This window comes from Mycobacterium sp. PDNC021 (assembly GCF_048282635.1).
GTDB classification, from domain to species: Bacteria; Actinomycetota; Actinomycetes; order Mycobacteriales; family Mycobacteriaceae; genus Mycobacterium; species Mycobacterium llatzerense.
In genome coordinates this window covers 4,600,133-4,618,222 of the sequence record NZ_CP182502.1, presented here as the reverse complement: position 1 = coordinate 4,618,222, position 18,090 = coordinate 4,600,133, and the positions used below count along the sequence as shown (strand labels likewise).

At 64.6% G+C, this 18,090-nt stretch carries 20 protein-coding genes and 1 tRNA gene; 6 read left to right on the top strand and 15 right to left on the bottom strand.

All coding sequences use genetic code 11. The annotated features are described in order from the left end of the window. Positions 1 to 45 precede the first annotated feature (45 nt). The gene (locus ACNO8X_RS22145; protein ID WP_418002730.1) at positions 46 to 1,071 is read right to left on the bottom strand and encodes a threonine aldolase family protein; all 1,026 of its coding nucleotides are present in this window, start codon (positions 1,069 to 1,071) and stop codon (positions 46 to 48) included. Positions 1,072 to 1,085: 14 nt separating this feature from the next. Between ACNO8X_RS22145 and ACNO8X_RS22140 the strand changes: the two genes are divergently transcribed. After that, entirely contained in the window at positions 1,086 to 1,928 is an 843-nt protein-coding gene (locus tag ACNO8X_RS22140) for a carboxymuconolactone decarboxylase family protein (RefSeq protein ID WP_418005994.1), read from the top strand. Between the two features lie 22 nt (positions 1,929 to 1,950). On the opposite strand, the gene ACNO8X_RS22135 is transcribed toward ACNO8X_RS22140, so the two are convergent. Continuing rightward, positions 1,951 to 2,532, bottom strand: a complete 582-nt coding sequence (locus ACNO8X_RS22135) for a TetR/AcrR family transcriptional regulator (RefSeq protein ID WP_418002729.1) — start codon at positions 2,530 to 2,532, stop codon at positions 1,951 to 1,953. A 124-nt stretch (positions 2,533 to 2,656) separates the two neighbouring features. On the opposite strand from ACNO8X_RS22135, the gene ACNO8X_RS22130 reads away from it, so the two are divergent. Further along, entirely contained in the window at positions 2,657 to 3,901 is a 1,245-nt protein-coding gene (locus ACNO8X_RS22130) for an NADH:flavin oxidoreductase/NADH oxidase family protein (RefSeq protein ID WP_418002728.1), read from the top strand. A 31-nt stretch (positions 3,902 to 3,932) separates the two neighbouring features. Here ACNO8X_RS22130 and ACNO8X_RS22125 read toward each other — a convergent pair whose 3' ends face one another. Further along, positions 3,933 to 4,736 (bottom strand): acyl-CoA thioesterase, encoded by an 804-nt coding sequence (locus ACNO8X_RS22125; protein ID WP_418002727.1) that lies wholly within the window; start codon positions 4,734 to 4,736, stop codon positions 3,933 to 3,935. A 38-nt stretch (positions 4,737 to 4,774) separates the two neighbouring features. Next, complete coding sequence (locus ACNO8X_RS22120; RefSeq protein ID WP_418002726.1) at positions 4,775 to 6,019, bottom strand: phytanoyl-CoA dioxygenase family protein; 1,245 nt, start codon at positions 6,017 to 6,019, stop codon at positions 4,775 to 4,777. 88 nt (positions 6,020 to 6,107) lie between these two features. Here ACNO8X_RS22120 and ACNO8X_RS22115 point away from each other — a divergent pair. The 4 genes from ACNO8X_RS22115 to ACNO8X_RS22100 all read left to right on the top strand — a co-directional run bounded on the left by ACNO8X_RS22115 (position 6,108) and on the right by ACNO8X_RS22100 (position 8,637). Beyond that, a tRNA-Ile gene (locus ACNO8X_RS22115) sits at positions 6,108 to 6,184 on the top strand. Positions 6,185 to 6,448: 264 nt separating this feature from the next. Then, entirely contained in the window at positions 6,449 to 7,165 is a 717-nt protein-coding gene (locus ACNO8X_RS22110) for a TIGR02391 family protein (protein ID WP_418002725.1), read from the top strand. 275 nt (positions 7,166 to 7,440) lie between these two features. Then, a complete protein-coding gene (locus ACNO8X_RS22105) occupies positions 7,441 to 7,620 on the top strand; it encodes a hypothetical protein (RefSeq protein ID WP_418002724.1) in 180 nt (59 codons plus the stop codon). Between the two features lie 120 nt (positions 7,621 to 7,740). After that, complete coding sequence (locus ACNO8X_RS22100; protein WP_418002723.1) at positions 7,741 to 8,637, top strand: hypothetical protein; 897 nt, start codon at positions 7,741 to 7,743, stop codon at positions 8,635 to 8,637. A gap of 485 nt (positions 8,638 to 9,122) precedes the next feature. Here ACNO8X_RS22100 and ACNO8X_RS22095 read toward each other — a convergent pair whose 3' ends face one another. The 11 genes from ACNO8X_RS22095 to ACNO8X_RS22045 form a co-directional block, all read right to left on the bottom strand. Further along, positions 9,123 to 9,731, bottom strand: a complete 609-nt coding sequence (locus ACNO8X_RS22095; protein WP_418002722.1) for a monooxygenase family protein — start codon at positions 9,729 to 9,731, stop codon at positions 9,123 to 9,125. A gap of 125 nt (positions 9,732 to 9,856) precedes the next feature. Next, positions 9,857 to 10,879, bottom strand: coding sequence for an aldo/keto reductase (locus ACNO8X_RS22090; RefSeq protein WP_418002721.1), 1,023 nt, complete (start codon positions 10,877 to 10,879; stop codon positions 9,857 to 9,859). Between the two features lie 18 nt (positions 10,880 to 10,897). Beyond that, the gene (locus ACNO8X_RS22085; RefSeq protein ID WP_418002720.1) at positions 10,898 to 11,449 is read right to left on the bottom strand and encodes a carboxymuconolactone decarboxylase family protein; all 552 of its coding nucleotides are present in this window, start codon (positions 11,447 to 11,449) and stop codon (positions 10,898 to 10,900) included. Continuing rightward, positions 11,446 to 13,056, bottom strand: a complete 1,611-nt coding sequence (locus tag ACNO8X_RS22080; protein WP_418002719.1) for an FAD-dependent monooxygenase — start codon at positions 13,054 to 13,056, stop codon at positions 11,446 to 11,448. The genes ACNO8X_RS22085 and ACNO8X_RS22080 overlap by 4 nt, the downstream gene beginning before the upstream one ends. Before the next feature lie 51 nt (positions 13,057 to 13,107). Continuing rightward, a complete protein-coding gene (locus ACNO8X_RS22075; protein WP_418002718.1) occupies positions 13,108 to 13,395 on the bottom strand; it encodes a putative quinol monooxygenase in 288 nt (95 codons plus the stop codon). Continuing rightward, positions 13,392 to 14,012, bottom strand: a complete 621-nt coding sequence (locus tag ACNO8X_RS22070) for a histidine phosphatase family protein (RefSeq protein ID WP_418002717.1) — start codon at positions 14,010 to 14,012, stop codon at positions 13,392 to 13,394. Before ACNO8X_RS22070 ends, ACNO8X_RS22075 begins: the two co-directional genes overlap by 4 nt. Further along, the gene (locus ACNO8X_RS22065) at positions 14,013 to 14,264 is read right to left on the bottom strand and encodes an acyl carrier protein (protein ID WP_418002716.1); all 252 of its coding nucleotides are present in this window, start codon (positions 14,262 to 14,264) and stop codon (positions 14,013 to 14,015) included. A 28-nt stretch (positions 14,265 to 14,292) separates the two neighbouring features. Continuing rightward, on the bottom strand, positions 14,293 to 15,342 hold the full coding sequence (locus ACNO8X_RS22060) for a beta-ketoacyl-ACP synthase III (RefSeq protein WP_418002715.1): 1,050 nt from the start codon (positions 15,340 to 15,342) through the stop codon (positions 14,293 to 14,295). Positions 15,343 to 15,372: 30 nt separating this feature from the next. Continuing rightward, positions 15,373 to 16,308, bottom strand: coding sequence for an AvrD family protein (locus tag ACNO8X_RS22055; protein WP_418002714.1), 936 nt, complete (start codon positions 16,306 to 16,308; stop codon positions 15,373 to 15,375). After that, entirely contained in the window at positions 16,305 to 16,730 is a 426-nt protein-coding gene (locus ACNO8X_RS22050; RefSeq protein ID WP_418002713.1) for a hotdog fold thioesterase, read from the bottom strand. Before ACNO8X_RS22050 ends, ACNO8X_RS22055 begins: the two co-directional genes overlap by 4 nt. Further along, the gene (locus tag ACNO8X_RS22045; protein WP_418002712.1) at positions 16,727 to 18,073 is read right to left on the bottom strand and encodes an MFS transporter; all 1,347 of its coding nucleotides are present in this window, start codon (positions 18,071 to 18,073) and stop codon (positions 16,727 to 16,729) included. The genes ACNO8X_RS22050 and ACNO8X_RS22045 overlap by 4 nt, the downstream gene beginning before the upstream one ends. Between the last annotated feature and the right edge of the window lie 17 nt (positions 18,074 to 18,090).

Here is an 18,090-nt window from a genome sequence, read left to right as displayed (position 1 = left end):
CCCAGATGCCGTCGCTGCGGATTCTGGACTTCCACATGTCATCGGTCAGTCAGGCCCAATGACTTTCAGGGCCGCGGCGACGTCCTCGTCGCTGGTGGCCCAGGAGCAGACGAACCGGACGATGGGTCGCATTGGGTCGGGAGCATGGACGGCGAAGCGTTGCCGGACGCGGGCCGTCGTCGCGGCGTCGAGGATGACGAACACTTCGTTGGCCTCGGTGGGCGAGGCCAACTGCAGGCCGGCCTCGACGATCCCGGCGCTCAATGTCGCGGCGAGACGGTTGGCGTGGGCTGCGGTCTGCAACCAGAGGTCGTCGCGCAGCATCGCCTCGAACTGGGCCGAGATGAAGCGGTGCTTGCTGGCCAGGTGACCGATTTGCTTCTGTACGAAGTGAATTCCGGGAAAGTGCTCGCGTCTACGGACCAACACGGCGTCGCCGAACAGCATGCCGTTCTTGGTGCCGCCGACGGTCACGATGTCGGCGTCTCCGATGGCGTCGCACGGGCGGACGTCCAGCGCGGCAATCGCATTGGCGACGCGCGAGCCATCCACGTGGACCAGCAGGTCGTGCTGGTGGGCGTAGTCGATGAAGTCCGCCAGCGCGGCGGGTGACCAGACGCGGCCGTTCTCGGTGGACTGGGTGATGGTGACGATGCGCGGCTGCGAGTGGTGCACCGGCCCGCGGCGGGCGATGTGCCGATCGAGTTCCTGTGGCGAGATCAGGCCATCATCACTGGGTAGGGGAGTCAGCTGCGCGCCGGACAGTCGCACGGGTCCGCCGGCTTCGTCGAGCAACGAGTGCGCGATGTCGCTGCACAGAATCTCCTGCCACGGCTGTACGGCGGAGGCCAGCGCGATGACGTTGGCTGCGGTACCCGTCAGCGCGAACAGCACGTCGGCGTCGGGGGCCTCGAAGGCTGCTCGGAGGGCCTGTGCTGCACGTTCTGTGCTGGGGTCAGTGCCGTACGAGCTCACCGAGCCCCGGTTGGCGTCGACGATGGCCTCGATCACCCGTGGGTGGGCGCCAGCAGCGTTGTCGGAGGCGAATGCGGCTGAGACGGTCGAACCCATGCGTCGATGGTCTCATCGCGGCCATAATCCACAGCGTGGAGGATCTACTGACGGCCCTGATCGCATTGTCGCCACCCGCCGATCGCCGGCTCAATGCGGTGATGCGGCAGACGTGTGCCGAGACCTTGAGCCTGGCCGCGTTGCCCTATGAAGAGGTGTTCGGGCCGGTGTCCGACGCCGAGCCGCTGGTGGCCGACTTCGCCGAGCAGTTCAGCACCGATGTGTCGGTGATTTCTGTGGCCCAGCGAGGACAGCTCACTGCAGCGCTGGGCGCCAATAGTTTTCGTATCGTGGCGCTGATGTTCATTGCCGATTTCGTGCCGCGGGTGCGGTCCGGATTCGCCGCTTTGGGGCTGCCGCCGGTAGCCGACCCCGACGGCTGGGACCACGCCACCGATCCGGTGGACCTGCTGCTGAACCGGTTCGCCAGCTCGGTCGGGGCGCGGCGCGAGCTCGATCCGGTGATGACCGAGGTGGTGCGGCTGCGCGGAGCGGCCGCCCACAACTGCCGGCTGTGTAAGTCGTTGCGCGAGGGCACCGCGCTGGACGCCGGCGGCAACGAGTCCCTGTACTCCGAGATCGAACTGTACGAGTCGTCAACGCTGCTCGACGAGCGGCAGAAGGTGGCGCTGCGCTATGTCGACGCGTTGGTGTGGACGCCGGCGCGGATTCCGGCCGAGGTGGCCGCCGGCGTGCGGGCGCACTTCTCCGACGCCGAGGCCACCGAGATCACGCTCGACGTCATGCGCAACGCCATCAACAAGGTCGCTGTGGCGTTGGGTGGCGACGCACCCCGGGTCTCCGAAGGCGCCGAGCGGTATCTGCTGGGAGCTGACGGTCAGCCGGTGTTCTCCTGAGGCGGTGCCGTCTTCTCGTGCTCTAGACCGCTGACCGCTTTCGCGATGCACCCCGGGGGAGGTGCGCTGCGACGAGTTCGCTGATGTGCTGGGAGACCAGGTCCAGCGGGGTCGTCGACTGCGCGGCGCGTGCCATCACCACTGCGCCTTCCATCGCGGCGACAATGGTGGTTGACAGCGATTGCGCGACTTGGGGTTTGATGCCCGCTTCGGTTAGTCGCGAGGCGATCAGTTGGACCCAGTCCGCAAACACCTCGGCAGCGGCGTCGGCCGCCTCGGGTGCTTCGTCCCGGCTCGTCGCCGCGGCGACGATCGCGCAGCCGCCCTCGAAATTCGTCTCGATGAGATGTTCGGCCCAAATCCTGGCGAAGGCCGCGACCGGATCGGGCCCCGACATGTTGTCGCGCAATATCGCCGCCAACTCATCGCCCGCCGAACGCGTTGCGGCAGCGACAAGTTCGGCCTTGCCGCCCGGAAAGTTGACGTAGATCGAGCGTCGGGTGATGCCGCTGGTATCGACGATTCCGGCGATGCCCGTCCCTGCGACGCCATGGCACCGCATCAGCGACGCTGTCGCCGCGATGAGACGTTCGCGTACCCGCACGCCTTGAAATATACCATTCGGTGTACTAGCGTCGCGGTCGGTATACCGATCGATATACTGCGACCGCGCGCCCGATGATTTCGCTTGCGCCCGAACATCTGATGGCCGACGAGAGGACCAGTCCGTGACCGCGTTGCACGACCCGTTGACCCTGCCCTGCGGTCTGGTGCTGCCGAACCGAATCATGAAGGCCGCCCTGAGCGAAGCGCTCGGCACCAAGCGCAACGCGCCCGATGAGCGTCTCGAAAGGCTGTACACCGCGTGGGGCAGCGGCGGCTACGGCTTGATCGTCACCGGCAACGTGATGGTCGACCGTACGCAACTGGGCGAACCGGGCAACGTCGTCATCGAGGACGAGCGCGACCTCGACGCGCTGTCGCGGTGGGCCAAGACGACCAAGGATGCCGGCGTCCCCATCTTCGTGCAGATCAATCACCCTGGGCGTCAATCCAATCCGCTTGCACTCGGCCATGTTCCTGTTGCGCCCAGCGCGGTTCCGCTCAACTTTCCTGGTGCGTCAACCCCACGCGAGCTGACATCCGGCGAGATCGAGGACATCATCGACCGCTTCGCGACGACCGCTGCGGTCTGCGAGACAGCAGGTTTCGACGGCGTCGAGATTCATGGCGCGCATGGCTATCTCGTCGCGCAGTTCCTGTCGCCGTTGTCGAATCAGCGCGACGATGAGTGGGGCGGTGACCCGCAACGGCGGATGCGCTTCCTGGTCGAGATCATCCGCCGCATCCGCAGCCGGGTCTCGCCGAGTTTTGCCGTTGCGCTCAAACTCAATTCAGCGGACTTCCAGCGTGGCGGATTCAGCGAAGACGAATCCCGCGGCGTGCTGGCGGCGGTCGCCTCGGAAGGACTGGACCTCATCGAGATCAGTGGCGGGAGCTATGAACAACCCGCCATGATGGGCGCTGCCGCGGAGAGCACTAGGGCCCGCGAGGCCTACTTCCTCGAGTACGCCCGCACTGTGCGCGAGTTGATTGGTGATGTGCCGCTGGCCGTTACCGGTGGATTCCGGTCGCGCGCCGCGATGCACGATGCCGTCTCCAACGGCGAATGCGATGTCATCGGTCTCGGACGGCCCACCGCGACCACCACCGACGCCGCCCAACAAATCCTGGCTGGTCACACGGAAGCTCTTACCTCGCACACCATTCGGTACGGCATGCCGCCCGTGGTCGGGCGGGTCGTCGATCTCAAGTCGATGGATGGGCTGCTGGATCTCAGTTGGCACACCGATCAACTCCACCGCCTCGGTGCCGGTCTGCAGCCCGACGTCAAGCGTGGCCGTATCGCGACCACCGTGGCGATGGTGCGACGTAACGGGCGCGCGTCCTTCGGGCGCAAACGCGGAGCCTGAAGGACGGTCTCGCGGTGACGCTGTGCGCGCGTCAGCCCTTGAAGTAGACGATCTGATGGGTGCTGGCCAGCAGCGCACCGTCGCGGGTCCACACGTGGGCGCTCTGGTCGAAGTAGCCGTCCGAGAAGCGGTTTGCGTGAGCGCTGCCCAAGACGTAGTCACCACCGATGTTCTCGAGCTCGTGTCCGTTGGCGTGGAAGTACGTGGTCAGCGAGATGGTGCCGGCCGGGAAGAAGCCGCCGCGCCGCAGGAAAACCCGCGGATAGAAGATGTCGGACATCGCAGCGAGCGCGGCGAAGTCGAGGCCCCGTTGGTTCGCGTCCCGCACCCATAGCGTCGTTCTCGACGACTCACTGGGCTGGGCATCCTCTGCCGGAAAAGGGTTTTCGACGAAGCGCATGTCGTACTGGCTGACCCACGGCAGGGGCGGGCCGCTCATGGCGAGTCCCTCGGGTCCCGGCACGCTCGGCATCCGCGACTCGTCGTCCGACCACGTGTCCCGACGGACGCCGAAGACCATGGTCGCCGTGGTCTTGATGTCACCGTCTTGGCTGAGTTCGGCGATCCAGTGTTGGTTGGTCCGGTTGGTGCGGGCGGCCTTCAGCGTGATGTCGAACTCGCCGTCGGCGATGGGTGCCGCGTAGTTGACGGTGAGGGCCAACGGTTCACCGATGCGGTCCGGCCGCAGTTCGACCGCATGCAACAGTGTCGCGGCCGTGACCCCGCCAAACGGGCCGACCATGTTCGCCCAGTCCGGTTGAGTGCTGCCGCGCATGCGCGTGTCATCGACGGGCTGCAGGTCCAGGGCTTGGTCGAACGAGTGAGAACTGGTCACGCTCAACATGATGCCTGGCGTCGCCCGCGTGCCCGCCGTCAGTGTGTTGCGGCGCGGCTGGATACCTTGCCGGCGGCGTCGGCGCGGAAGAGCGCGTCGTTGTAGTGGCAGCCCGCCGGAATCCATCCGAAGGTCTTTTCCTCGGCGAACTTGTAGTACAGGACCCTGCGCCCGGCATTCGGCGCGGTCGGCGGGGGAGTGCTGTGCAAGATGTCGCCGTAATGCAGGGTGAGATCGCCGGGTTCGGTGTCGAGCTTGACGACGGGGAGATCGCCCTCATGTCCCCATTGGAGCCAGTGCTTGGTGTAGCGGTGCGACCCGGCCAGCACCATCAATTGGCCGTTGGCCGCGTTGGCCCGATCGAGCTGAATGCCCGCCTGGATGAGGGGGCACATGACGGGGTGCCCGCCGATGCCGTCATCGACGTGCCAGCCGAGATCGCCGTCTCCCTTGACGACGTCGGAGTTCTTGATGAAAACCATTGGCCCGTCGAGCCGGTCGTCGCAGACCCGGAGGTCCGCGCCGGCCAGGCGGGCGTACGCGGTCGTTCGTGGTTCCGTACACAGCGCCTGCAGGACGTCGGAGTAGCGGCCCAGATAGTTGATGCGCGTGACGATTTCGGATCCGCTGGAGTTCAGCGACCACCACGAGAACGGGTCGCCCGGCGTACTCGTGGCTCGGACTTTCTCGACCTCGGCGCCCCACGCGGCGATTTCGTCGGGGCTGTAGACGCCACGGATGTGCAGGTAGCCGGCGACGTTGAAGAAGTGGCGCAGGTCGTCGATGTCGTCGTTGATGGTGAAGGTCTGGTTCAGGTCGAGCGGCCGGCCGTCACGGTCGATGAGAGTGTCCCGCACCGCGGACGTGTAGATCGGGACACCGCTCAGCAGGGTCTGGATGGCGGGCTCCCAGCGTTGCCAGTCCTGCAGCGTGCCCCGGGCCAGACGCGCCCGGCCGGTGCGGACGGCGCCGGAGGCTGACAGCAGTCGGTGCAGGAACGCCGAGAACGTGGTCTCGTCGAGCTCGACGAGGGTGGGGGCGTTGCCGTCGGCTGCGCCTGTTTCCACTCCCGTTGGCGTCGCGCGCCAGGTGTAGGTCGTGCCGTCCGGGAGCTGGAAGGCGAGCGGCGGAACACCGGCCAGGTCGTCGACGACGAGGGCGCCGTGCCGGGCGTTGAATGCGGGCAGGTCGCGGGTGTGGAACGCGTCGAACGAATGCTGGGGAAACGACGCCGCGATGGCGTCGACCCACGGCAATCCGGTGCCCAGCTCGTCGGTCGCCATGCTGTCCCTTCCCTACGACGTCGATTATCAGCCCGTGGAGCGTCGCTCCGCGGCGACATGCGACCATGGTGGCCGCGATCTTCGCGATGGGGCGGTAGCTCAGTTGGTTAGAGCCGGGGACTCATAATCCCTTGGTCGCGGGTTCGAGCCCCGCCCGCCCTACCATGTAGGCCCTGTTAGGCGGTCTGAATGGGGTATTTCGGTACCCCGTTCAGGCCCGCCGCCCCGGCGTCACCCCGACGGGGTGAGACCGGCGGATCCGTCACCCTTCTCCGCGAAAGCCCCGGTTCAAGCCCGGCCGCAGGCACAACTCCACGCCCCGGTGCCGAACAGGTATGTGACCACTGAGGGCGACACGCCGAAAAGTGTCGGTGGCCGTCAATACGCTGTGTGTATTGAGTGCCGCCAACTTCTAGGAGGAAACAGCGGATGCTTCCGCACGACATAGACGGCAAGACTATGAAGCTGCGCCGCATAGCGGACGAGGGCTCGGTGATCGAATTCGACATCCAAGCCCTGGACATGGGGAGCGAGCACGGGCTCACCTTCGCGGTTGACGCGGATGTCGAGGACGGCGACGAAGTGACCGACACGCTGCCGAACGGCAAGCAGAAAACTATGCGTCTGCGGGACGTTCAGGTGAATCAAAGTCCATTCGGTGACGATCTTCTTGATCACACCAGCGCCAAGTACGACGTAGTGTCTGGTCGAGCCCCGCTCCGACAGCCGACGCCTGTAAGCCTTCCTGGTCTGCACCCCTTGGTTTCTGCGAGTAGCGGTTCCCAAATCGCCAGTCGCCACTACGACGACGCAGTCTTCAACGCGTTCAAGGTGATTGAAGACCGAGTTAAGACGTTGACTGGGCACGCCGACATCGGCAAGCGGTTGATGACGGCAGTATTCAACGAGCAGAATCCTCAGCTCGATGTCACATCAGATCGCGCTGACGCGAGCCAAAAAGCTGACGAGCGTGAGGGTTTCAAGTTCTTGTTCATGGGCGGAGCGCAGGCATTACGCAATACGCGTGGACATGGCCCATCGCTACTGACCGACGAGCAAGAGGCAATGGAGATGCTCGCAACGGCGAGTCTTTTGATGCGTGCACTCGACCGAGCCGACGCACGTCTAGGTGGGGGCCAGCAGTAAGACTCAAACCAGGGCGGGCGTCTGAAGGGAACCATGGCAAGCGGTAAGGGCGGCGGCCCGCACCCGGCCTGAGGCTAGGGACCGCCGTCCCGCACCCCAGCATTTGGTAGTCGGGCCATCGCGTCGATTACGTCGATTGAGTGCGAGCAGTTCCGTGCGGACTTGATCGCGCGAGGCATCGCCCCAGCGACGGTAAAGCACAACGGTAAAGCTCCACTGGTGCACTCTCGGTCTCGTGTTCAAAGTGCGGGCGTGCACTTCATGCAGGTGATCAATTGGCTGGGCCACTCGACCTACACCTCACCTTGGACGTGTACGGCGACTACAGCCCGGCCGCCGATGGGGCGCGGCCAACGGCCAACCCGCTACCTGAACCCAAGGCCTCGGCCAAAGCGGAGCCGATGACGGCGCTGCCGAGCAACGTCGTGAGTCTCTTTGGGAGGAAAGCGAATTAGAGTCCGCGCATGTGACCAACCTGATAGATTGAAGGCGTGACAGGGGGCTCTGCGCAATCGTCATTCGATGTAGTGCTAGGTCAGCGGCGGGCGCACCTAGAGTCCCTGCTTGGATTCACATTGAAGGAAGACCTCGAAGCACTCAAACGGTGCCTGCACGTCTTCACCAGGAACGCGTCTGACCTTGCCGCCCACATTGGACAGTTCTTAACCTCGCCGCAGATCGCGAAGGAAATTTCCGAAGATTACGTGAACGAGCTTGTGAGGTTGCTTCACAACTACCTCACTTCCGTTACCTCGGTTATTGATTCGCAGCGGGTCGTCATGCGTCACCGTTGGCCGACCGAACGCAAGACGGAACGGTGTCCAACATGCAAACAAGCGCTACCGACGAACGACGGTCTGTCTGAGTTTGAGACAGAGGTCTATTCCAAGAAGCTCGCCGAGGCATTCGAGACCGGCGAAGGTGTGTTCATGACGAAGCTTCGGAACTATTGCACCCACTACTCGATACCGGTCCCGAGCCTTGGCGCTCAGTTGTCCTGGTCGCAGGCCGTGCCCGGTACGGTCCTAGTAAATACGCTGCAGCTCGACCGGGACAAACTTCTCAGATGGAGCGGGTGGACGGCTCCCGGCAAGGCCTATCTGAAGAAGTTGCCGCAATATTTCGACCTTGCCCCAACCATCGAAAGATACGTGAACGCGGCGGGCCTCTTCGCGAGCTGGTTCTGGGAGCAAATCAATGAACTCAGCCAGGAGCTCATCGACGAACTAACGATCAAGGGTGCCGAACTCATGGCGTGGTACCAAGAAAACGTTGGTATGCCCGACTGGTTTCGGCAATCAGGCGGCGAAGCGCCTCCCTGTTGGAACGGGAGACGGTGGAAGCTGGGGCTTCGGAGGGATCGGTTTGCTCTCGGCACACGCGGGTTCAGGCTGTGGGCGGTCGATGGCCACGGCGTCGTGACGCTTGAGAAGGACGATGCCTGGACGCCGTTCCAACTGCGGTACTACTAGTGGCCTAAGGGGAATTGAACTCCCGCCTCTCGATCCGCAATCGAGCGCTCTACCACTGAGCTATGGCCCCACCGCGCGGCCGAGGCCACATAGGACTTGCCAGCTTACTGGCGGCAGACGAGGCCATGTCCAACTCAGAGAATCCCGGCGTTACCCCGGCGGCTAGGGGCTTACCGGAGCCCGACCGGAACCCGCCCTCGCGACGCCGAAAACATTGTTTAGCAGGCATTTTGCGGAGCAGCACCAGCCGCTTACTAGGGGAAATAGGGCGGTGAAAACGGACTCATGATCCCTTGGTCGCGGGTTCGAGCCCCGACAGCCCTACTTAGAGGCTGTATGACGTCGGCTGATGGTTGACGTTTCGTCTTCGGTTGATGCCTGACAGTGTTTCGGCTGATGCTTTACGTCTACTTCGGTTGATCCTTGACACTCCCGAGATGAGGGAGGTTTGGCGGCCGCTCTGCGGGTGAGACCGGCACGCCCTATCAGTGCGCTGCCGGATCTCCCACGCGGTCGTGTCCCCGCGAGGAACCGCGCAGATCGCGCTGAATTCCGGCCGACGCCAAGCTTATTCGTGGCATGTTCGCGTAGATTGCCTCGAACTGTCCCGCCTGCACCTTGTATGCCTCGTGCCAAACTCCGACGTTTCCGTTGTAGGCGGTCCGTTTGACGAATGCCATTTTCGCCGGTTTGTGCTGCAGGTCGCTATTGTTCGCCCACGCCATCAGCTCGTCGAACGAGCGCCAGTGCTGGACGAAGAAGAGCAACCGCCGATCGTTCTGTGACCAGACGGTGTTTGAGTTCAGGAGCGGCGTGTTCGGCAGCGCGAGGGCCCCCTTGGTCATGGCGAACGCGCTGGTGAGCACCGGCCACCATTCTCTGAACCGCCACAACTTGATCAGGCGGAGGCCGATGACAAAGCACCACGAAGTCGTCGGGGTGATTGGCGGTGGTGCGGCTTGCTTTGATGTCCATTTCGGCGGGAGCCCTCCTTTTCGGTCCGACAACGGTCGAACGACGGCGCGCTCTCGTGGCGTCAGGGCGCGCGACGATCTCACGTGGCCGATCCGTCGGCGACGTGTCAGAGCCGGCATGTCGACGGCCCGGGGGAGGACATTGGCGTCGGCATTCCCGGCAGGCCGGTGGGCCAGCCACCCGCGATCTTCGCGAAGGGGCGGTAGCGCAGTTGGTTCGTCTAGCGAGCGGGGTCCAGTCAAGACTAAATGCGGACCGTGGTCGTGGTGGCTGGGTCGCCTAGTTCTGCAACTTCATGCGGAACATACTGCGATTCAAGCTGTTTGGTCTGATCATCCGTGAACCTGACCTCGAGTGAGGTGACAACGTCGGCGAGGTGATGGGGGCGGGTAACGCCCACGATCGGTGAGACGACTTGGGGGCGTTGGAGCAGCCAGGCCAAGGCAATGCTGGCCATGGACGCGCCGTGTTCCCGCGCGACGTTGGCAACGGCGTCGATGACGGGAGCGTCCATATCGGCGGTGCGGGTGTAGAAGCGGTCCAGGATTGGATCCTTTGAGGCGCGCGCGGTTTGTTCACGTGAAGCGCTCCGTGCGAGTTTTCCGCGCGCTAGTGGGCTCCATGGCGTTAGTCCAACGTCAAGGTCGCTGCACAGCGGCAGCATTTCACGTTCCTCTTCGCGGTAGAGAAGGTTGTAGTGATTCTGCATGCTGATGAAGGGCGTTAATCCATTGTGTGTTGCGGAATGCTGGGCTTTGGAGAACTGCCAGGCGTACATCGACGATGCCCCCAGGTACCGAACTTTGCCGGCGCGTACGAGCGAGTCGAGGGCTGCCATTGTTTCGACGATAGGGGTGCGGGGATCCCAGCGATGGATGATGTACAGGTCGATGTAGTCGGTGTTGAGGCGGCGCAGGCTGGCATCGACTTCGGTTAGGATGCTGCGCCGGGATAGACCGCCCGACAACGGATTTGCCGGGTTCATGGTTTCGAAGACTTTGGTGGCCACGACAACGTTGTCGCGGCCGAACTCGGCGATCGCTTCGCCGAGGATTTCTTCGCTGTGGCCAAGGGAGTAGATGTTGGCGGTGTCGAAGAAGTTGATGCCGGCCTCGTACGCGTCCCGTAGCAGCGGCAGCGCGCGGTCGCGGGTGAGCGTCCACGAATGAGCGCCACGATCGGGGTCGCCGTAGCTCATGCATCCCAGCCCGATCCGCGAGACAGTCAGTCCCGAATTGCCCAGCTTGGCGTATGTCATGGCGCTCATCCGGTGAAACTCCTTATCTCAGTGCGTATCGGCGGCGGCGATATCGGCGAGGTTGTCCCAAGAGGCGATGTCGTCATCGAGGGGAATCTGCAGGCTGGCCAAGTACATGGCGGTGAGCGCTGCGTGGCCGGCCAGGTGGGTGATTTCTGCGATCTCACGGACCGAGTAGTAGCGCCGCAGATCAGCGAAACTGCCCTCGCTGGCCGCGTGCTGCAGGATGCAGTCATCGACGTAGCGGACCAATGCAGCGCGCTCGGCGGGCATCTTGGTGACGAATCCGCTTTCGATGTCGGCGATGTCCTCGGTGGACAGGCCTGACTTGAGCGCCAGATGCAGGTGCAAGTGCCGTTCGAACGCGCTGTTGCGCAGGTAGGCCACGCGAAGGACGATGACCTCGCGGTCCAGGTCGCTGAGCAGTCCCTCGGTGAACGCGGCGCCGAGGTCGAGGTGAGGAGCAGCCGATTGCTTGGTCAGCAGTAGCGCGCGGGTGAGGTTGGACTGGAACCGGTCATAGACGGTGCGCTGCTCGTCGGTGAATGACTCAATCGGGGGCAGGGTAACGCGGGTCATCGGATTTCCTTTCGGTTGGCGGACAGTGAGATTCGGGCATCGGCTACGTCGTTGTGGGGCCGGTGTACGAGCGAGGAGAGGGCCATTGCGATCGCGTGGCGGCTGTCGTCGGCGCGGGCGCTGAGGTCGGGCTGCAGGACGTGCTCGAGGTGGCCGTCCGGCCGGGCTAGGAGCACGACCGGTTCGACGGGCAGCAGGGGTGTCAGGTTTCCCGGTGGGCGGCCGGCGAGGTTGATCACGCGGGCGTCGGTGCTGTGGCGGTCTTCGATGTCGGTGGCGAAGTCATGCCATTGCTGCCAGCGGTAGGTTCGGCCCGGCGAGAGCAGAATGGTGTACCGGTGCAGGTCCAGGACCGGCTCGGCGGAGGTGGTACGCCATCGTAGGGGGAGCCGTTGCCCGACGGTGAGGACACCGGGTTTGGGCGTGGGGCCGTAGCAGGTGGTGGTTTGGGCCAGGCGCGGCGCGAGGTGGCGTTCGAGCATGCCGGTTGCTGTGCCGAGGCGGTAGAGGGTGTCGCGGGCGAGGATTTTGGGGGTGGAGCTGTAGAGCCCGACACGGGCCAAGGTGGTCGATAGACGCGAGACCGTCGCGACGGCGGGCCGGCGCTCCTGATCGTAGGTTTCCAGCAGCCGTTGGGGAAAGCGGCCTTCGATGACACCGGCGAGTTTCCAGCCGAGATTGGCGGCGTCCTGCAGGCCTGTGTTGAGTCCTTGGGCCCCAGAGGGACTCATCGAGTGGGCGGAGTCGCCGCAAAGAATGACGCGCCCGCGGCTGTAGGTGCTGGCGGCGCGGATGTTGGCGTTGAAGATTCCGCTGAACCGCATCTCGCCGAGTCTGCGTTGGCCTGGGACGCGCTGTCGGAGCATGTCTTCGAAGAACGCGCGGGTGGGCTGGTCGGGTCCGGTGTAGTTGTCGGGCACGGTGGTGCCGACGCGGAAGACGCCGTCTCCCAGTGGGGCGAGAACCATGTTCCCGCCGCGGGTGAGGTAGTAGGCGGCTTCGCTGCTGGTGGTTTCTCCGAGGATATGGGCGTCGGTGATGGCTAGCCGGGTGCGCAGAGTTTCGCCGGCGAATTGGAAACCGAACGCGTCGCGCACTGCGGAGTGGTATCCGTCGGCGCCGATGACGAAATTGTATGTGCGCTCGACACATTGGCCGTCGGGTTCTTTGATGGTGCAGGTGACGCTGTCGGGGGTCTGGTTGCCGGCGATGAATTCGTGGTCGTAAGCGATGTGGCCGCCGAGGGCGGTCAGTCGATCCTCGATGGCCTGCTCGATCTTCCACTGTGGGCAGGTGACGGCGAACGGGTACTGGATGTCGGGGAGCCTGTCGAAGCGGATGAGGCCGATCCGGTGCTTGCCGGAGTAGTAGTTCATCTGGTCGAAGTAGTGGCCGCGAGCAATGATGGGTTCGGCGATGCCGACGCGGTCGAGCAGCTCCAGGACGCGGGGCCAGATGATGGTGGCTCGCGAGTGCGGGCTGTGGCGGCGGGTATGGGAGATGATGTCGACCTCGACGCCGGCGGTGCGCAGTTCGCATGCCAGGGTCATGCCGACTGGACCGGCGCCGACGATCAGGACACGAGCGTGCAGGGTGGCTGTTGTCATGGGCCTTCTTTGCTGGGATTCATTGATGTGCAGTCGATTTCGGAGGCTCTGTTACAGCAGAGTCAGCCGATTGACGATGGGTGGTGTTTGGAATGCGTTCGCGGTGGTGGCCCGGAACTGGTCGGTGTGGGCGTGGGTCATGTGTTTGTCGATGGCGGCCTGATCGGCCCATTCCTCGACGAGGACCACGCGGTGTGGGTGCTCGTCGACGGTGAAGGCCTCGAACCGCGTGACACCAGGTTCTGCGCTGGTCTCCTTGGCCAGGAGCCGGAACGCCTCCAGCACGGCCGGGACGTTGTCGGGAAGAATGTCGAACTGCACGACGATTTGAATGGTCACGTCGTAACCCGCCTTTCGCGATGGTGGTCGAAGATTTTGGGCAGCAAGGTAAGCGAGATACCGGCGGCGACTGTGGTGAGGCCGGTGTCCTCGACGTCGACGATCGCGGCGTGCAGTGGGGCTACCTCGTTGATCGATCCGCCGGTGAGGGCGGCGATCACCGCGCCGTGGGTGACCGCCAGGACCGGTCCGTCGGGCATGCTGGGCTCGGCGAGCGTGGCCGCCGCGGCCAGCGCGCGTGTGCGCACCGCCTCCAGCGATTCCCCGCCACCGGGTGGGATGTAGTCGCGGTCATGGATCAGCCGGGCGGCGGTCCCGGGAGACTCGGCTTCGACGCAGCCGCGGCAGCGGCCGTCGATATCGCCGAGATGGCGTTCGCGCAGGCCTGCCAAGATCCGTACCGGATGCCGCGTGCCGCCCAGTAACGCGCGGGCGGTGGCGCGGGCACGCAGTTGTGGCGATGAGCAGACCAGCGACCAGTGCAGCGCGGTGACCGCGGCCGCGGCGCCGGTGGCGTCGCGTTCCCCTGCCGGGGACAGCGGGGGATCGCACTGGCCTTGATAGTGGCCGTGCTCGTTGAGCAGTGTGGTGCCGTGGCGGACCAACGCGATACGCATCTATGCGGCCTTGCGCAGGCTGTCGATGGTGGCTATCGCCTCGGCGATCGTCTGGGTGCTTTCCAGCGTGCCTTCTGGAACCGGGATGTCGAGGTCGCGTTCTAGGCGCAGTGACACCTCGACCAGGAAGATGGAATCAGCGCCGATTTCGTCGAAAGTGCTGGTGTCCTTGACCGATTTAGGGTCGGTGCCAAGTTTGTCGTGCAGGCAGTCGATGATGACGTCGCGGGTGGAGGGAAGCGTATCGGGCATGGTGTGGCCTTTCGTGTTCGTCGGTGGGTTAGGCGGTGCGCAGGTAGGCGGCCTGGGCGGTGTCTATCGGGACCACTGAGGGGATCGCCGGCCACGTCAGTGTCGTTGCGCCCCAGGTGGTTCCACCGCCGAACGCGGTCAGAACGATGCGCTGTCCAGGCTGGAACCTGCCGGCCGAGGCTGCGTCGGCAAGTGCGAGGGGAATCGACGCCGCTGACGTGTTGCCCACACGGTCGAGATTGATGACTGCCCGGTCGGCGCTCACACCGAGCTGATCGCCGATGGCGGCGATGATGCGGGCATTGGCTTGATGTCCCACCAGCCAGTCGACTTGTTCGGCCGACCAACCTGTCTGCGCCATCACCTGTTCGCACGACTGCGACATGCGCGCGACTGCTTCGCGGAAGACGGCGGCGCCCTGCATCTGGAAGAACGGGCTGTACATGGTGTCGGGGTCGCTTGCCGTGCGTTCTCGGGAGCCTCCGGCCGGCACGCAGATGAGGTTGGACTGATCGCCGTCACTGCCCAGGATGAAGTCGATGACTTCGCCTTCTGCGCCAGGCTGGGCCGCCTCGATCACTACCGCGCCAGCACCGTCGCCGAAGATCGGTCGTGTGGTGCGATCACTGGGATCGAGGATGGTGCTGAACGTCTCGGCGCCGATCACCAGTGCGCGCCGGGCCATCCCCGACTTAACGGTGGCGGTCGCCGCAGACAGGCCGTAGATGAACCCGGAGCACACTGCTGCCAGGTCGTAGGCGGGGATGCATCCCAGACCTAGTGCTGACGCGACGGCGGGCGCGGTGGCCGGGCAGGGGTGATCGGGCGTGGTGGTGGCCAGCACCAGCAGATCGATGGTGCTGTCGCCGGAGACGTTGTCTAGTGCGCGGCGGCCGGCGATGGTGGCCAGATCGCTGGTGGCCGTGCCGTCGGTGACGATGTGGCGGTGGCTGATCCCGGTGCGGGTGCGGATCCATTCGTCGTTGGTGTCCAAGGTTTCGGCGAGCTGGTGATTGGACACCACCTGGGGTGGCACATAGCCGCCCAACCCAACAACTTTGGCTGATCGAAGCATCATGGAGTCACATCCTCTTTCGCGTCGTTCGAACTACTTCGGAGGCAGTTGGTGAGCGACCGCGCAGCGCACGGTCATCCCAGCAACGGCACCGACGACATCGGCGGTGCGCCAGTGCGCGCCGCCCAACTCCAACCGCTGGATGCGGTCGAGATGAACGGCCATGTCATGAGATTCGTTGGGACTGAGGATGTTAGGGACCGCTACCGTCAGCGTGGTCTGGCGCATCCAGAGCGTGTTGCTCTGTCCTCGCGACATGTGGTCGAGTTCATAGAGCAGGACTTGGCCGAGTTGCAGGGTGGCGACGAATGCGTCAACGAGGCTCGGCCGGCCGTCCACGGCGAGGCGGCGTCCCAGTCGGGATTCGGGGATCAGGTCCACGGGTGTGCCGGCGGTCAGTGTGGCGCGGCTGTTGTGCGCCGCAGTGTCGATGACCACGTCGGTGAGCTCGCTAGGTTCGCCGTGACCTCGACGCGGAAGAACGGCGGAGTGGTGGACGTGCTGTCGTAGCAAGAAGGACAGGCGCATGTTGCCGACGGTGACCTGCCAGGTGCTGGTCCGATCATCGCTGCCCGCCGCCGTGGTGGTGACATCGATGTCGGTGAGGTCCTCTATCGGGGTCTTGCCGGCGTGAATGGTCACCGACTCGACAGCCCAGGTCTCGATCGTCGCGGGGGCCACGCCCAGTGTCGTCCTTGCCGCGATCTCGGTCGCCCACTGGCCGAGCAACAGCGCGTCGATGGTGGACAGGTGGGGGCGCTGGTCGCCATCGGCTTTGGTTGACCAGTTCGCCGGGCAGCGGATCGACGCGCGGAATTGCGTCGCCGCGCCGGCTGCCGGCGCTGCAGCCGGCGGCCCGAGTTCGTAGTGGATGCGACGGTAGCCGTGGCCGAAGAACCGCTTCTCGGCCGGACCAAGGAAGACGTCGACTGACGGCACCGTGTCGGCGTTGATGGGTGTTGTTGTCACTGCGGAGCCTCCGCTCGGACGTGTGAGACGGCAGCGGTCAGACGCGCCGTGCATGTCAATTGACCTCGGTAGTCGGTGATTTCGATGTGGTAGGTGGCGAATCGGTCACCCTCGAACAGAGGGGTGCACACGCCGGTGACCTCACCGCGGGACACCCAGCGGTGATGTGTGCACGACAGGTCGACCCCGAACGCGCTGCCACCGAGGCCTGCATGCAGATAGGCTGCGACGCTACCGACGCTCTCAGCCAAAACCGCGTTGGCGCCGCCGTGCATGATTCCCAGAGGCTGCCGGTTTCCGGCGACCGGCATGCGTCCGCGTACCCGTCCCTGCTCGTCGATGTCGAGGGTGATGTTCAACCGGGTAATGAGCTGGTCGGCGGCAGGGCTGTCTAGAAATGCCTGCAAGTTGTCGGTGGTCATGCTTGCCCGACCGGTGCGGCGGCGACGCCGTCATCGACGTAACCCACCTTGGCCCCAGATGTTTTCGCGGCTCGGCTCAGCCATGTGTAGGCCGCCAATACCACCGTGCACAGGACACTGACGCCGATCAGCGCCATGCTCTGGCTTGCGGTGAACGCGTCGGGGTGACCAGAGGCGCCTGCGGCTGTCTGCTCGGCGGCGGCTGGATCAGCAACACGGCTGGTGATGAGCGCGGCGATCGCTCCGCCGTAGGCGGCGACGAAAACCGCTTCGGACCCGATCCGCATCAGATTGAACACGCCTGCCGCGCTGCCAGCGCGATCCGGCGGAATGTGCGAAAGCGCTTCTCCGTCAACAAATCCGAGCGGTATCCCAAAACCCAAGCCGCACAAGATCATCGGCACCGCCGCCGCGATCGGCGACACATCCGGCCGGATCGCCAGCAGCCCCAATGGTCCCAGCACCAAGCACACCAAGGCGATCAGTGCGAGCACCGGTGCGGTGGAGCGCCCATTGCTCAGCAGTCGATGGGAGATCACGGGCGCCACGAACACCGGCATCGTCATCAGCAACATGAAGGCCGCTGCGTCACCGTCTGACCAGCCGTGAATGGCCTGCAACCCACTGGGCAGGTACGTCAAGATTGCTACAAACCCGATCGCACCCGCCACCGGCACCAACGCCATCCGCAGGAATGCGGCATTTCTGAACACCACTGGGTCCAGCAGCGGAGGATGCCCAGTCTCGGACCGATCGTGCACACCCGGCGGAAGGGCCCAACTACCCAGCAACGCAAGCAGCAGTAGCAGCGCATGCAACGCGAACATCGCGCGCCAACCCAACAACGACACGGTGGCCCCGGCGATCGCGGGCCCCGCGGCGAGTCCGAAACCCGAGACAGTGCCGAATGCGGTGAAGGCGCGTGCGCGCTGCGGCCCGTCGAACGTGTCGGAGATGATGGTGGCAGCCAGGGTCAGCACAGCCGCCGCCCCGACGCCAGTGACGATGCGGGCCAGATCGAGCAGCACCAACGTCGGGGCTGCGGCGCTGGCCGCGGAGCCCACGAAGGTGGTCAAGACGCCGGCTTGGAATGCGCGGCGATAGCCGATGCGATCTGCCAGCCGACCCCACACGATGGTGAAGACGGCAAAGCAAATGTTGAAGCCGTTGATCACGAGTTGTAACTGGCTTGGATCTGACCCAAGATCACGTGCTATCGACGGCAGCGCCACCGCGGTACCTGCCAGCGATAGCGGGAGGACGAATTGCGCGCCGATGGTCACCGGGAGGACCAATGCATGCACCGGATTTGAGGAGCCGAGCCGTGAGGTGGTGTCCGTCATGCCTGGTGACGCTAGGA

Coding starts and splice junctions, on each gene's coding strand:
- ACNO8X_RS22145 (WP_418002730.1), bottom strand. CDS start 1,071: ATGGGTTCGACCGTCTCAGCCGCATTCGCCTCCGACAACGCTGCTGGC.
- ACNO8X_RS22120 (WP_418002726.1), bottom strand. CDS start 6,019: ATGGCGACCGACGAGCTGGGCACCGGATTGCCGTGGGTCGACGCCATC.
- ACNO8X_RS22110 (WP_418002725.1), top strand. CDS start 6,449: ATGCTTCCGCACGACATAGACGGCAAGACTATGAAGCTGCGCCGCATA.
- ACNO8X_RS22095 (WP_418002722.1), bottom strand. CDS start 9,731: ATGCCGGCTCTGACACGTCGCCGACGGATCGGCCACGTGAGATCGTCG.
- ACNO8X_RS22090 (WP_418002721.1), bottom strand. CDS start 10,879: ATGAGCGCCATGACATACGCCAAGCTGGGCAATTCGGGACTGACTGTC.
- ACNO8X_RS22085 (WP_418002720.1), bottom strand. CDS start 11,449: ATGACCCGCGTTACCCTGCCCCCGATTGAGTCATTCACCGACGAGCAG.
- ACNO8X_RS22080 (WP_418002719.1), bottom strand. CDS start 13,056: ATGACAACAGCCACCCTGCACGCTCGTGTCCTGATCGTCGGCGCCGGT.
- ACNO8X_RS22070 (WP_418002717.1), bottom strand. CDS start 14,012: ATGCGTATCGCGTTGGTCCGCCACGGCACCACACTGCTCAACGAGCAC.
- ACNO8X_RS22065 (WP_418002716.1), bottom strand. CDS start 14,264: ATGCCCGATACGCTTCCCTCCACCCGCGACGTCATCATCGACTGCCTG.
- ACNO8X_RS22060 (WP_418002715.1), bottom strand. CDS start 15,342: ATGATGCTTCGATCAGCCAAAGTTGTTGGGTTGGGCGGCTATGTGCCA.
- ACNO8X_RS22050 (WP_418002713.1), bottom strand. CDS start 16,730: ATGACCACCGACAACTTGCAGGCATTTCTAGACAGCCCTGCCGCCGAC.
- ACNO8X_RS22045 (WP_418002712.1), bottom strand. CDS start 18,073: ATGACGGACACCACCTCACGGCTCGGCTCCTCAAATCCGGTGCATGCA.